Origin of the sequence: Nitrosospira sp. NRS527 (assembly GCF_018406445.1) — a bacterium.
Lineage (GTDB): Bacteria > Pseudomonadota > Gammaproteobacteria > Burkholderiales > Nitrosomonadaceae > Nitrosospira > Nitrosospira briensis.
This window is the reverse complement of the sequence record NZ_AP024515.1, coordinates 2,994,295-3,006,788: the sequence shown is the minus strand read 5'-3', so window position 1 is coordinate 3,006,788 and position 12,494 is coordinate 2,994,295. Positions and strand designations below refer to the sequence as shown.

13 protein-coding genes and 1 tRNA gene are annotated in these 12,494 nt (G+C 51.5%); 13 read left to right on the top strand and 1 reads right to left on the bottom strand.

Annotation, left to right across the window (positions count from 1 at the left end):
• The first annotated feature begins 309 nt into the window (after positions 1 to 309).
• The 8 genes from KJS40_RS13355 to KJS40_RS13320 all read left to right on the top strand — a co-directional run bounded on the left by KJS40_RS13355 (position 310) and on the right by KJS40_RS13320 (position 7,927).
• Positions 310 to 534, top strand: coding sequence for a class I SAM-dependent methyltransferase (locus KJS40_RS13355; protein ID WP_213538364.1), 225 nt, complete (start codon positions 310 to 312; stop codon positions 532 to 534).
• Complete coding sequence (locus KJS40_RS13350; RefSeq protein ID WP_348529530.1) at positions 531 to 914, top strand: methyltransferase domain-containing protein; 384 nt, start codon at positions 531 to 533, stop codon at positions 912 to 914. Before KJS40_RS13355 ends, KJS40_RS13350 begins: the two co-directional genes overlap by 4 nt.
• 780 nt (positions 915 to 1,694) lie before the next feature.
• Positions 1,695 to 2,627 (top strand): polysaccharide lyase, encoded by a 933-nt coding sequence (locus KJS40_RS13345; RefSeq protein ID WP_213538362.1) that lies wholly within the window; start codon positions 1,695 to 1,697, stop codon positions 2,625 to 2,627.
• A complete protein-coding gene (gene wecB, locus KJS40_RS13340; protein WP_213538361.1) occupies positions 2,624 to 3,733 on the top strand; it encodes a UDP-N-acetylglucosamine 2-epimerase (non-hydrolyzing) in 1,110 nt (369 codons plus the stop codon). Before KJS40_RS13345 ends, wecB begins: the two co-directional genes overlap by 4 nt.
• Entirely contained in the window at positions 3,730 to 4,467 is a 738-nt protein-coding gene (locus KJS40_RS13335) for a WecB/TagA/CpsF family glycosyltransferase (RefSeq protein ID WP_213538360.1), read from the top strand. Before wecB ends, KJS40_RS13335 begins: the two co-directional genes overlap by 4 nt.
• Before the next feature lie 71 nt (positions 4,468 to 4,538).
• A complete protein-coding gene (gene galE, locus KJS40_RS13330; RefSeq protein WP_213538359.1) occupies positions 4,539 to 5,588 on the top strand; it encodes a UDP-glucose 4-epimerase GalE in 1,050 nt (349 codons plus the stop codon).
• Positions 5,589 to 5,700: 112 nt separating this feature from the next.
• Positions 5,701 to 7,140, top strand: coding sequence for a mannose-1-phosphate guanylyltransferase/mannose-6-phosphate isomerase (locus tag KJS40_RS13325; protein WP_213538358.1), 1,440 nt, complete (start codon positions 5,701 to 5,703; stop codon positions 7,138 to 7,140).
• A 208-nt stretch (positions 7,141 to 7,348) separates the two neighbouring features.
• On the top strand, positions 7,349 to 7,927 hold the full coding sequence (locus tag KJS40_RS13320) for an FxDxF family PEP-CTERM protein (RefSeq protein WP_213538357.1): 579 nt from the start codon (positions 7,349 to 7,351) through the stop codon (positions 7,925 to 7,927).
• Positions 7,928 to 8,092: 165 nt separating this feature from the next.
• Here the strand turns inward: KJS40_RS13320 and KJS40_RS13315 are convergent.
• Positions 8,093 to 8,169: transfer RNA gene (locus KJS40_RS13315), tRNA-Val, on the bottom strand.
• A gap of 144 nt (positions 8,170 to 8,313) precedes the next feature.
• Here KJS40_RS13315 and KJS40_RS13310 point away from each other — a divergent pair.
• From KJS40_RS13310 to rfbC, 5 genes are read left to right on the top strand one after another with little or no spacing between them, the layout of a single operon-like run.
• Positions 8,314 to 9,045 (top strand): pseudouridine synthase, encoded by a 732-nt coding sequence (locus tag KJS40_RS13310; protein WP_213538356.1) that lies wholly within the window; start codon positions 8,314 to 8,316, stop codon positions 9,043 to 9,045.
• Positions 9,046 to 9,099: 54 nt separating this feature from the next.
• Positions 9,100 to 10,161 (top strand): dTDP-glucose 4,6-dehydratase, encoded by a 1,062-nt coding sequence (gene rfbB / locus KJS40_RS13305; RefSeq protein ID WP_213538355.1) that lies wholly within the window; start codon positions 9,100 to 9,102, stop codon positions 10,159 to 10,161.
• Positions 10,161 to 11,063: a dTDP-4-dehydrorhamnose reductase gene (gene rfbD, locus KJS40_RS13300; RefSeq protein WP_213538354.1), complete on the top strand. Its 903-nt coding sequence runs from the start codon at positions 10,161 to 10,163 to the stop codon at positions 11,061 to 11,063. The genes rfbB and rfbD overlap by 1 nt, the downstream gene beginning before the upstream one ends.
• A complete protein-coding gene (gene rfbA / locus KJS40_RS13295) occupies positions 11,060 to 11,947 on the top strand; it encodes a glucose-1-phosphate thymidylyltransferase RfbA (protein ID WP_213538353.1) in 888 nt (295 codons plus the stop codon). The genes rfbD and rfbA overlap by 4 nt, the downstream gene beginning before the upstream one ends.
• Positions 11,944 to 12,492 carry a dTDP-4-dehydrorhamnose 3,5-epimerase gene (gene rfbC / locus KJS40_RS13290; RefSeq protein ID WP_213538352.1) on the top strand — a complete coding sequence of 183 codons (549 nt, stop codon included), beginning with the start codon at positions 11,944 to 11,946 and terminating at the stop codon, positions 12,490 to 12,492. Before rfbA ends, rfbC begins: the two co-directional genes overlap by 4 nt.
• Positions 12,493 to 12,494: the final 2 nt, after the last annotated feature.

Genomic DNA, 12,494 nt, shown 5'->3' with positions numbered 1-12,494 from the left:
GTAATAGCCAATAGGAGGCCGATGAGGAGAATCTGCCAGTATGGCGGTTCAGAGTCGGATCTTCAATACAGGTATTTCCAACCTATGGGTGGATAAAATGTATAACGAGCAAAAAATTTGTATAGTTGATCCTAGGCATCGTACAAGTCAAAAAAGTTTCGTCAAAAACGACATAGATATTCACGTTTGCCCCGACTGCGACTGCATTATGGCAAATACTAACTTTTGTCAGGATCAGTACGAAACTGATGCTTATTATACAATGAGACGGAAAACAGCACTTGCCATAGAATACGAATGGGGATTCAGATGGCGTTACATCTTAAAAAGGATCGCGGAAATCGATGGACGGCCCAGCTACTCGATGTAGGGGTGGGTAATGGTTATTTCGTAGCTTTAGCGGCGAAGGAGTTTTCGCTGGATGCAAGCGGATTAGAGGTATCTAAAGAAGAAATCAGGTTTGCTAAGGATATTTTAAACGTCCAGCTAATAAAGGAAGACGTATCTCAACATAGCCTCACTATGATGTTGTGACATGCTTCAACGTGCTAGAACATGTAGTAGGTCCTCGGTCATTTCTTTCCGCATTAATAAAGCGAATGAAACTTGGTGGATACGTGGTTTTAAGTACACCTAATCCTGGTTGTATACACAGGAGAGTAAAAGGATTGAAGAATTGGGATATGGTTGCGCCACCTCATCACATCAATCTTTTTACAAAGAAATCATTAGATGTGCTTGTGGCAAGAGAAAGTTTAACCTTGATTGATTATCAAACGTTGAGTACGTATATCAAATTTATCAGGAAATTTGATAATAATAATTTGGTGCTCAGGAAACTATTTTTCGATCTGTTAAAGGCGTTTGGCCTCGGAGCTGACCATTTCTTAATCGCGCGAAAACAATCTTACTGATACGGTACGGCTTCGCGTTGTGCTGCATGATCCTGATTTCGGTGATTTTTTTGAGCATGAATGCGGAAGACGCAGGAGGAAGCTCATTAGATTCATTCTATCTCATGCGGTCCGGGTAATTTCCTTATCATCGAGCGGGGCTAGATCTATAGGAAATCTGGCCTCTGCCACACGCACGTGATTTTTTCAACTCCGTGCCACAAACGGAAATGGGAGTTTGAATACGGAGGAGCGCGCGTAATGGCGATTCGCTTGATTCAGGTCGTTTCTTGCTAGATGAACGCTTCAGATTGATCATCGGACGCGGCAGTGAAACACAACGGACATGAGTATCGTCAGAAGAGCTGGGTATCAGTAAAAAGATTCAATTTGCGGAATGGCTCACCAAAGTAGGAAAATTTGCTCGCGCGTGTAGTCATATCTGTACTTCCTTCATAAAATGAAGATATGTCGGTGGCGATTCTGGAGGCGATGTCATGGTCGATTTCTGTGTGTTGTAACAACCACTATGGGATGCATACTCGAAATCATAATAGAAGGACAGGAGGGGCTACTGGTCAATTCTGGTGATATTTCAAAACTGGCACATGCCTTGAAGGAGTGACTTGCTGCGCCATTGCTTCGCTGCGAACCTGGAGAGGCAGGAAGGCAAGATTAGCTCGAGTACTCGATGCATGTTTGCATCCACAATTAGAAAAACTGTGGATCAATTCGGGTTCATCTCAACCTGGCCGCTCACTTTGAGGCGGTGTTGTATGATTTCTCTTATAAGGAAGTCTCATGATTCGATCAGAATTTATTTTTTCCAGCCTCGTTTTTGCGCTTTCTTGTAATTATGCTTATGCCGAGATTGTTTTCGATGGAAGATTCAGTTCGGGCGATTTTTCCGGATATCGCGCATTGGAAGCGAACGGTAATGTCGTTAGCGGTATATCGACACCGAGCGGTGTTCCAGGCCGTCTCGAAAGAGTTCAAGATCCGGCAGGGTCTGCGAATTCCGTGATGCGCTCGACTTATATTGCTGACGATATTGCGACCCATTCGGGTTACCGCTCCGAAGCAAGTGCTTTCATAGATCCTGTCGGTTCGGAGCGTTGGTATTCCTGGGGTTATTATCTTCCGGATACTTGGAAATACGTCAAGGTTGGTAGTGCCATTGCGCAAATTCTTAATTCGCCCGACAAGAATGAGAGCGGTTTTCGAAATCCGACTCTCGCTCTTATCGTTCAAGATAATAAAATGAAGTTAATCAATGCATTCGACCATGACGCTATTACATCTCCATCCGACATCAAATCTATTGCAGGAATCGATTATGAACGCCGGGAGCTGACTTCATGGGAGCTCGAGACGGGGAGATGGACCTACCTGGATCTCCATGTAAAGTGGGCAGCGGACGATACCGGTTCCCTTGAATTCTGGAAGGATGGGGTACTGCTTTTTCAAGAACATGATCACATCAATACTTTCAACGACAAAGCGGGGGTCTGGTTCAAGAACGGTATATATAGCTGGTCGCCAGGTACAGAATCAATTTCGGCTTATTCGACCGGGGTTCTGATCGGAGATGGGAAAGAAACGTTTCAGTCCATGTCCATGTCGGTTGTTTCCGAGCCGAGCAGCTACATGATGATGATGGCGGGAATCGCGGGGATCGGCTTCTTTGCCTCCAGGCGGCGCTTTTCACCCGGGTCCGCCGGGATAAATACGTGAAAAGTCTTTATCTGGTTGCCGGTGCGCGCCCGAATTTCATGAAAATTGCGCCTATCGTACGTGCGCTGCAATCCCATGGTGGCCTGACATACAAGATTATCCATACCGGTCAGCACTATGATCGCGAGATGAATGAAGTTTTTTTTGAGGAATTGGGCATTCCTCAACCAGATATCTTCATGGCGGCGGGCGGAGGTAGCCATGCGCAGCAGACGGGCAAGATCATGCTGGCTTTTGAGGAGCTCTGCAATACGGAGCGGCCTGATGCGGTGCTGGTGGTCGGCGATGTAAATTCGACATTGGCCTGCTCTATTGTAGCCAAGAAGCTGAGCATTCCCGTGGCGCACGTAGAGGCTGGTTTGCGCAGTGGCGATATGACCATGCCGGAAGAGATCAACCGCGTGGTTACCGACAGTATTGCGGACTGGTTTTTCGTGACTGAGCCAAGCGGCATTGCGCACCTGAAGCGCGAGGGGAAGCCGGATGCGGCAATTCATTATGCCGGGCACGTGATGGTTGATAACTTATTATACCAGGCGGAAAAGCTGGTTCGCTCCGATACCTCGGGGTTTGAAACAAGCAATTTCAAGACGGTGTGTGCGAACAATGATGCAAAGTATGGGGTGGTTACCCTGCATCGGCCGAGCAATGTGGACAGCGCCGAGATGCTGGCGCGTATCGTTGGTGCGCTGCGCGAGATAGCAACCGAGCTACCGCTGGCTTTCCCTGTGCATCCGCGCACCAGGGGAACGCTTGAAAAATTTGGCATCGACCTTGGGCCGAACATCACTCTGGTGGGACCGCAACCCTACATGAGCTTTCTCCACTTATGGAAAGATGCCGCTGTGGTGTTGACCGACAGTGGCGGACTCCAGGAAGAAACCACTGCGCTTGGCGTGCCATGCATTACTATCCGCGAAAATACCGAGCGTCCGGTGACCGTGGATGAAGGGTCCAATGTGGTGGCTGGCACGGATCCCGCACGGATCGTCGCCGAGGTACGGAAGGTGCTTCGTGGCGAAGGCAAGCAGGGCCGCCGGCCACATCTGTGGGATGGTAGAGCCGCTCAGCGGATTGTCGAAGTGCTTGCGAGGGAGCTGTCATGAGACATCGTATTGAGATGATGGGTTGTCAAATCGATAATCTATCAATGGAAGAGACGTTGCAGACCGTCGAGACATTCATTCAGAGCGGGCGGCCTCACCAGCATGTTGTTATCAATGTCGATAAGCTTGTCAAGGCCAGCCGCGACGATAAATTGCGACGTATCATCAATGATTGCCAGTTGATTAATGTGGATGGGATGCCGGTCGTGTGGGCATCCCGGCTGCTTGGCAAGCCGCTGAAAGAACGCGTGGCCGGAGTAGATCTGTTCGAATCGCTAATGCGCCGTTCAGCCGAGAAGGGCTGGCGCGTGTACTTGCTTGGTGCTCGGCAAGATGTGGTTTCCGCTGTGAAGCAAGTTTACGCCGGCAAGTATCCCGGCTTGACCATCGCCGGCTACCGCAATGGATATTGGAAGCCGGAGGAAGAGGCAGAGGTCGTCGAGCGCATTAAAGCCACGCAGGCGGATATATTGTTCGTGGCGATCAGTTCGCCAAAAAAAGAGCATTTTCTCGGGCGTTATCAGGCAGAGATGAAAATTCCTTTTGCCATGGGTGTTGGCGGCAGTTTCGATGTCGTGGTGGGCAAGGTCAAACGCGCACCGGTCTGGATGCAGAAGTCCGGACTTGAGTGGTTTTACCGGTTTTTGCAGGAGCCTCGACGCATGTTCAAACGCTATTTTATCGACGATATGTTTTTTCTCTGGCTGCTGCTGAAAGAACTGGTGCGTCGCTAGCCTGCTTCAGCGGCAGGGTTGAGGTTGTTGGAAAAATTATTTCGAATGATTGTGATTTCTAATTGAGAACCATGATTCTTGTCACCGGCGGAGCAGGTTATATCGGGTCGCATACGTGCGTGGAGTTGCTGAACGCGGGCTTTGACGTGACGGTTTTCGACAATTTCTGCAACAGCCATCCCGAGGCATTAGCCCGGGTGGAACGCATCACCGGCAAAAAACTGCGCCTGGTGCGTGGCGATAGTCGGGATCGTGCCGCGTTGGTTGCGGCATTGCGCGACAGCGGCGCCAGTGCGGTTATTCATTTCGCCGGCCTCAAGGCGGTGGGAGAGTCGGTTAAGCAGCCATTGGCTTATTACGATAATAATGTGGTCGGTACCCTTCGTCTGTTGGAAGCGATGACCGAGTGTGATGTGAAAACCTTGGTATTCAGTTCTTCCGCCACGGTTTATGGTGATCCCAAGTGGCTTCCGTTAACTGAAGACCATCCTCTCTCTGCCACAAACCCTTACGGGCGCAGCAAGCTGATGGTCGAGGAGATTTTGCGCGATCTATACCGCAGTGATTCTTCCTGGCGCTGCGGTATCCTGCGTTATTTCAACCCCGTGGGTGCCCATCCCAGCGGCCTGATCGGCGAGGATCCACAGGGCATTCCCGATAACCTGATGCCTTTCGTTGCCCAGGTAGCGATAGGACGGCGAGAAATTCTCAATGTTTGGGGCAACGATTATCCAACGCCGGATGGTACCGGCGTGCGGGATTATATCCATGTCGTGGATCTGGCGCTGGGTCACCTTAAAGCCCTGAAAGTCCTGGATGCCGTTGCCGTCCCGGGTACTTCGGATCGGCACGCGCAGGCGGGGTGCCTGACGGTAAATCTCGGGATGGGGACAGGCTATAGCGTACTGGAGATGATTCGGGCTTTTGAGCAGGCAAGCGGTCGGCCGGTGCCATACCAGATTGGGTCCCGGCGCCCTGGCGACATTGCGTCTTGCTATGCCGACCCCAAATTGGCATTTGATTTACTGGATTGGAAGGCGGAACGTGGGCTGGAGGAAATGTGCGCCGATAGTTGGCGCTGGCAAAGTGCCAATCCCGAGGGATTTGGAGGCCGACGTTAACGAAGAGGTCCGCGCTTTCGTTATTAACCGGTAGTCAGCAATCGGAGCCGGCAGTAAGTGGTTTCAGGAATAGATTTTTAACGGATGGGAATATCGCCCTTATGGAAGGTTCATGCAGCCATTGATTCCTGTTGTGCTCTCTGGAGGCTCCGGCACGCGCCTCTGGCCGCTCTCGCGCGAGAAGTATCCCAAGCAGCTTTTGCCGCTTATTGGAGAAGATTCACTGTTGCAGTCCACGGTGAGACGCATGGAGGGGCTCACCGGCGTGGAACTCGGGTCGCCGCTGATCGTTTGCAACGAAGAATACCGTTTCGTAATTGCGGAACAGCTGCGCCTGATGGAAACCGAAGGCACGATCCTGCTTGAACCCGTCGGGCGTAATACCGCTCCCGCCCTGACTCTGGCTGCCCTGGCGGCAATGCGCGGCGGAGACGACCCAATCCTGCTGGTGATGCCCGCTGATCATCTGATTCTGGATATATCAAGTTTTCAGGCGGCGGTACGCAAAGGCATAACGCTAGCCAATGAAGGCATGGTCGTGACTTTCGGTATCAAGCCGGATTCACCCGAAACGAGTTACGGCTACATTCAATCGGGTGAGCCTCTCGGAAAGGATGGGGTCAATCGGATAGCGCGTTTTGTGGAGAAGCCCGATCTCGCAACGGCACAAGCTTATCTTGACGCCGGTTCTTACTTCTGGAATAGCGGTTTATTCATGCTGCATGCTTCGGTATGGATCTCGGCCATCGGTTGCTGTCGAGCGGACATCCTGACGGCTTGCCATGTAGCGTGGGATCGGGGTGTTGTGGATGGCGATTTTTTACGTGTGAGCAAAGAAGCATTCATGCAATGTCCGAGCGACTCGATCGATTACGCAGTTATGGAGCGTATTGCTGCGGGCGATGACTCATTGCCGATGGGCGCGGTGATTCCGCTGTCGGCTGGCTGGTCTGACGTTGGGGCATGGGATTCCTTATGGCAGGTATTGCCCAAGGATCATCACGGCAATGTATCGCAAGGAGATGTGTTGCTGGATGATTGCCATAACATGCTGATCATGGCGGAGCACAGACTGGTGGCGTGCGTAGGGGTAGAGGATATGGTGGTGGTCGAAACGGCAGACGCCATCCTGGTAGCCCACATGAACAAGACGCAGCACGTGAAGAAAATTGTTGATAGCCTCAAGCGTCAGGGTCGGCCCGAAGGCGAATTGCATCGCAAGGTATTCCGCCCCTGGGGTTGGTACGACGCTGTCGATGCCGGCGAGCGTTTTCAGGTAAAACGCATCGTTGTCAAACCCGGGGCCGCCCTGTCGCTGCAGATGCATCATCACCGTGCGGAACATTGGATTGTAGTAAGCGGAACGGCACAGGTGACGCGGGGTGATGCCAGCTATCTCGTATCCGAAAATGAGTCCACTTTTATTCCGTTGGGTACTCGCCACCGATTGGAGAATCCAGGCTGCGTGCCCCTTGAGATGATCGAGGTCCAATCGGGTTCATATTTGGGCGAAGATGATATCGTGCGTTTCGAGGATGTTTACGGACGGTAAGAAGTTTAATGCTTTTTGCTTTAGCTAGTCCATACGGTCTATTGACCCCTCGTTTCTCAGGTGTAACCTTCATAACTCGAGTTCTGCGAGTTAAATTTCTCCAGATCCGTGTAGTAAGTATCGTAAAAAAATATCGACTCTGCCGCAAATCTGCACAGATCGTTGATATCCAACTGTTCCAAGTACGTACTTATAGGAGATTATAATCATGGTTAATATTTTTTTGAAGCGAGCCATAGGTGTTGCGATTCTGGCAGGAGTCAGCGTCGGCGCGAATGCAACAACAACTGCCCTGGGTGAAATATCTCCCGGCGTGCCCACAACATTCACGGGTAGCGTGTTGGGGAATCAGCAAAGCTTCAGCGATATTTTCACCTTCACTTTGTCGCAACCCAACATGAGTTCCGGCTATAGTGTCGTCAATTTTCCGCTGGATATTCCGAATGTAGGCACCTTGGGAACGGTACTGTCCACAATGTCGCTGATTACATTTGGTACTGATGGACTGCAGGGAACTCAAGATGATCAGATCCTGAAGTCGGTAGTGCTTCCGTCGGCCGGCAACACGCAGAATCATCTTGGCTTATCCTGGGATCAACCTATTACCGGCCCGGCATATCTCAGCATAGGTGGCGTCACGAGCGGCACGCTGGGCGGTATTTACTCCGGCTCGATCGAGACAGTTGCAGCGCCGGTTCCCGAGCCCGAAACCTATGCCATGCTGTTGGCTGGCCTGGGACTGATGGGTGCGGTTGTGCGCCGCCGGAGTAGTCGCAAGACGTCCTGAATCGAGCCAGACTCAGGCATTATTGTATCTACTCTGTAATTCGTTGTTACGGCCTCTCAAGAGGCCGTTTCTTTTGTACGCCTGCTGGGCGCGCAAAAGAAAACCGCCAAAGGCGGTTTGTTGAGCGGCGAATGCCGTAGCTTATTCAGGCTCTCGTCAGATTCCTGGTAGGCGCGATTGGACTCGAACCAACGACCCCCACCATGTCAAGGTGGTGCTCTAACCAGCTGAGCTACGCGCCTGGAAAACCGAATTTTATATGAAACAGAAGGGGGGTTCAAATTATAATAATCGAACTCTGGCAAAATTCCGGCAAAAGGGGCGGGAAGGAGGAGAATATCTTTCAATGTCGACCATAAAGCCGCTATAGAAACTCACGGGGACCCATGGAAAAAATCCGGTTATCCAAGCTCATGTCTCAACAAGGGCTGTGTTCTCGCAGGGAAGCGGATAATTACATCGAACGCGGATGGGTATATGTCGATGACGAACCTGTCACCGAATTGGGTACAAAGATTTATCCCCTGCAGAAAATAAGACTGCATAACATGGCGGAAGCCCAGCAGCTAGATCAAGTTACAATACTGTTGAACAAGCCCATCGGCTACGTATCAGGGCAACCGGAACCGGGATACAAGCCTGCGATCAGCCTGGTTAACAAAGAATCGCGCTTTCATGGCGATCAAACACCAAAACGTTTTAGTCCGATGCATTTGAAAGGTCTGGCTCCTGCGGGCCGACTGGATATCGATTCGTGCGGCTTGTTGGTGCTCACGCAGGACGGCCGCATTGCCAAACAGTTGATCGGCGCGGAATCGGGGATTGAGAAGGAATACCTGGTGCGCATCGAGGGAATCTTGTCGAAGCCCGCATTGGATCTGCTGAACCATGGCCTGAGCCTCGATGGTCAGGTATTAAAGCGCGCCGAAGTGATCCGGCAAAATAAGGACCAATTGCGCTTTATTCTACGCGAAGGCAAGAAACGCCAGATCCGTAGAATGTGCGAATTGGTCGGACTGAAAGTCACTGGGTTAAAGCGCGTCCGCATCGGCAGGGTAAAATTGGCTGACCTGCCGGTAGAAAAATGGCGTTTTTTGCGGCATGGTGAAGAGTTTTGACCCGGTGTTCCCGCTAAATGCCATGTGATTAGTCTCTCAAGTCGAAGGATAACAATGATTTTAGTAACGGGCGGCGCCGGATTCATTGGTGCAAACTTTGTGCTGGACTGGCTGGCGCAATCTGACGAAGCGGTAATCAACCTCGACATACTCAGCTACGCGGGTAATCTGGAGAATCTCTCCACGCTGGTGGAAGATACGCGGCACATTTTTGTAAAAGGCGATATAGGCGACGCTTCCCTCTTAACTGATCTACTCCGACGCTATCGACCCCGTGCCATCGTCAATTTTGCCGCTGAAAGCCATGTCGACCGTTCTATTCACGGCCCGGAAGACTTCATACAGACCAATATCGTCGGTACCTTTCGTCTTCTGGAAGCCGGACGCGGTTACTGGAATGCCCTGGATGAAAATGCAAAGCGGGATTTTCGCTTCCTCCAGGTTTCGACCGACGAAGTTTATGGTTCCCTCGCCAAGGACGCGCCAGCCTTCAATGAGGCGCACCGCTACGAGCCGAATAGCCCATACTCGGCAACCAAAGCCGCCAGCGACCATCTGGTGCGTGCATATCATCATACCTACGGCTTGCCTGTGCTCACCACCAATTGCTCCAACAACTATGGTCCTTATCAATTCCCCGAAAAACTTATCCCGTTGATCATCGTCAACGCGCTTGCCGGCAAACCCTTGCCTGTGTACGGAGATGGTCAGCAAGTTCGCGATTGGCTATATGTAAAAGACCATTGCAGCGCCATCCGTCGTGTGCTGGAAGCGGGAATTCCCGGGCAGATTTACAATATAGGCGGCTGGAACGAGAAACCCAACATCGACATCATCCATACGATTTGTGCGTTGCTGGATACGTTACGACCTCGAGCCAGCGATCCTTACCGTAACCTGATCAATTTTGTCACTGACCGTCCTGGCCATGACCGCCGCTATGCAATCGATGCGAATAAAATCGAGCGCGAACTGGGCTGGAAGCCTGCTGAGACTTTTGAAACAGGCATACGCAAAACCGTGCAATGGTATCTTGGCAATCCGTCCTGGGTCGCCAATGTTCAGTCCGGCGCCTACCGGACCTGGGTTGAGAAGAATTACAATGGGCGCACCTGATGAAAATTCTGCTATTCGGTAAAAATGGGCAGGTGGGGTGGGAGCTACAGCGCAGTCTCGCGCCGTTAGGCGAATTGATAGCGGTCGATTTTGACAGCCAGGATTTCTGCGGTGATTTCACAAACCTTGATGGTATTGCGCAAACCGTTCGGACGGTTTCACCCGATGTGATAGTGAATGCGGCCGCACATACCGCTGTGGACAAAGCTGAAGACGAGCCGGAACGGGTTCGTGTTATTAACGCCCTTGCTCCGGCTACTCTTGCCGGAGAAGCCGGTAAGCTTGGCGCCTGGCTGGTCCATTACTCCACTGATTATGTATTTGACGGCAGGGGGAGCAAACCTTGGGTAGAAACCGACCCTACCGGACCTTTGAATGTATACGGTCGGACAAAACTGGAAGCCGAAAACGCAATTTCAGAGTCTGGCTGCCGCCATCTGATCTTCCGCACCAGTTGGGTTTTTGCCGAGCGTGGCGGTAACTTTGCAAAAACAATGTTGCGCCTGGCACAGGAGCGCGATCGTCTCACCATTATCGACGATCAGATCGGCGCGCCCACCGGTGCCGATCTGTTGGCCGATATTACTGCCCATGCCATTCGGACGGCTGTGAAGCGGCCGAACGTATCCGGCCTTTATCATCTGGTTGCAGCGGGCGAAACCTCATGGTACGGTTACGCCCGGTTTGTATTAAACTTTGCTCGTCAAGCTGGGGTCAGACTCGAGGTGGCGCCAGAAAATATCCTCCCGGTCCCTGCCAGTGCATTTCCTTCACCCGCCACGCGACCGAAAAATTCGCGCCTGGATACCGAAAAACTGCAAAGCACCTTCGACTTGAGTTTGCCTTCATGGCAAACGGGTGTAGCACGCATGCTCACTGAAACCCTTGAGAAGAATCGATGACCCAGCGTAAAGGCATTATCCTCGCCGGCGGATCCGGTACTCGGCTTTACCCAGTCACAAAGGCAGTTTCGAAACAACTGCTGCCTATTTACGACAAACCGATGATCTATTATCCGTTAAGTACGCTCATGCTGGCGGGTATTCGCGATATCCTCATCATCTCCACGCCGCAGGACACGCCACGTTTTGAACAACTGCTGGGCGATGGAAGCGATTGGGGGCTAAACTTGCAATATGCCGTGCAAGCCAGTCCGGATGGGTTGGCTCAGGCCTTTACCATTGGTAAAGACTTTATCGGGCATAATCCCAGCGCCCTGGTGCTCGGCGATAACATTTTTTATGGACACGATTTGCACCTGCGACTCCAGCGCGCCATGGCAAAGCAGGAAGGGGCGACTATATTCGCCTATCACGTACAAGACCCCGAGCGCTATGGCGTGGTTGCTTTTGATAGTCATAATCAGGCTTCCTCACTGGAGGAAAAACCGGTCCGGCCCAAGAGCAACTATGCTGTGACCGGCCTGTATTTCTACGATAACCAGGTTGTCGATATTGCGAGCAGGCTCAAGCCTTCCGCTCGGGGCGAGCTGGAAATCACCGATGTAAACCGAAGCTACCTGGAACACAGCCAGCTCAACGTCGAAATCATGGGACGTGGTTATGCATGGTTGGACACAGGTACTCACGAAAGCCTGATTGAAGCCAGCAATTTTATCGAAACCATTGAGCACCGCCAGGGTCTCAAGGTAGCGTGTCCGGAAGAGATCGCCTATCGTCAAGGTTTTATAGACGCCGCGCAGCTTGAGAAGCTGGCGAAACCATTGGAAAAAAACGGCTACGGTCAGTATTTATTGCGTCTCTTGAATGAGCGGGTGGTCATATGAAGGTAATTCCCACCGCCATTCCGGACGTGCTGATAATCGAACCGAGAGTCTTTGGTGATAGCCGGGGATTCTTCTTCGAAAGCTTCAATCAGAAAAATTTCAGCCAGGCTACCGGGCTTGGCGTAAACTTCGTGCAGGATAATCATAGCCGCTCCGTCAAAGGTGTATTGCGCGGCTTGCATTATCAGATCCGACAGCCTCAGGGCAAGCTGGTGCGTGTAGTACGCGGTGCGGTTTTTGATGTGGCGGTCGATATCCGCAAATCATCTCCAACCTTTGGCCGGTGGGTCGGGGTGGAATTAACCGAAGATAATTACCGTCAGGTATGGGTGCCACCGGGTTTTGCCCATGGTTTTTACGTGTTGAGCGAAAGTGCCGATTTTTTGTATAAAACTACGGATTACTACATTCCCGACTTTGAGCGCAGCATTGTCTGGAATGACCCGAAAATTGCGATTTCATGGCCAGTTGAAGCGGGTGCGCAACCCATTATTTCGGCGAAAGACGCAATTGCACCAACGCTGGCTGATGCCGAGGTATCTTGAGG

Excerpts from the sequence above, each read along its gene's own strand:
- KJS40_RS13355 (WP_213538364.1), top strand. The coding sequence starts at position 310 with ATGGCGTTACATCTTAAAAAGGATCGCGGAAATCGATGGACGGCCCAG.
- KJS40_RS13345 (WP_213538362.1), top strand. The coding sequence starts at position 1,695 with ATGATTCGATCAGAATTTATTTTTTCCAGCCTCGTTTTTGCGCTTTCT.
- KJS40_RS13335 (WP_213538360.1), top strand. The coding sequence starts at position 3,730 with ATGAGACATCGTATTGAGATGATGGGTTGTCAAATCGATAATCTATCA.
- galE (WP_213538359.1), top strand. The coding sequence starts at position 4,539 with ATGATTCTTGTCACCGGCGGAGCAGGTTATATCGGGTCGCATACGTGC.
- KJS40_RS13325 (WP_213538358.1), top strand. The coding sequence starts at position 5,701 with ATGCAGCCATTGATTCCTGTTGTGCTCTCTGGAGGCTCCGGCACGCGC.
- KJS40_RS13320 (WP_213538357.1), top strand. The coding sequence starts at position 7,349 with ATGGTTAATATTTTTTTGAAGCGAGCCATAGGTGTTGCGATTCTGGCA.
- KJS40_RS13310 (WP_213538356.1), top strand. The coding sequence starts at position 8,314 with ATGGAAAAAATCCGGTTATCCAAGCTCATGTCTCAACAAGGGCTGTGT.
- rfbB (WP_213538355.1), top strand. The coding sequence starts at position 9,100 with ATGATTTTAGTAACGGGCGGCGCCGGATTCATTGGTGCAAACTTTGTG.
- rfbD (WP_213538354.1), top strand. The coding sequence starts at position 10,161 with ATGAAAATTCTGCTATTCGGTAAAAATGGGCAGGTGGGGTGGGAGCTA.
- rfbA (WP_213538353.1), top strand. The coding sequence starts at position 11,060 with ATGACCCAGCGTAAAGGCATTATCCTCGCCGGCGGATCCGGTACTCGG.
- rfbC (WP_213538352.1), top strand. The coding sequence starts at position 11,944 with ATGAAGGTAATTCCCACCGCCATTCCGGACGTGCTGATAATCGAACCG.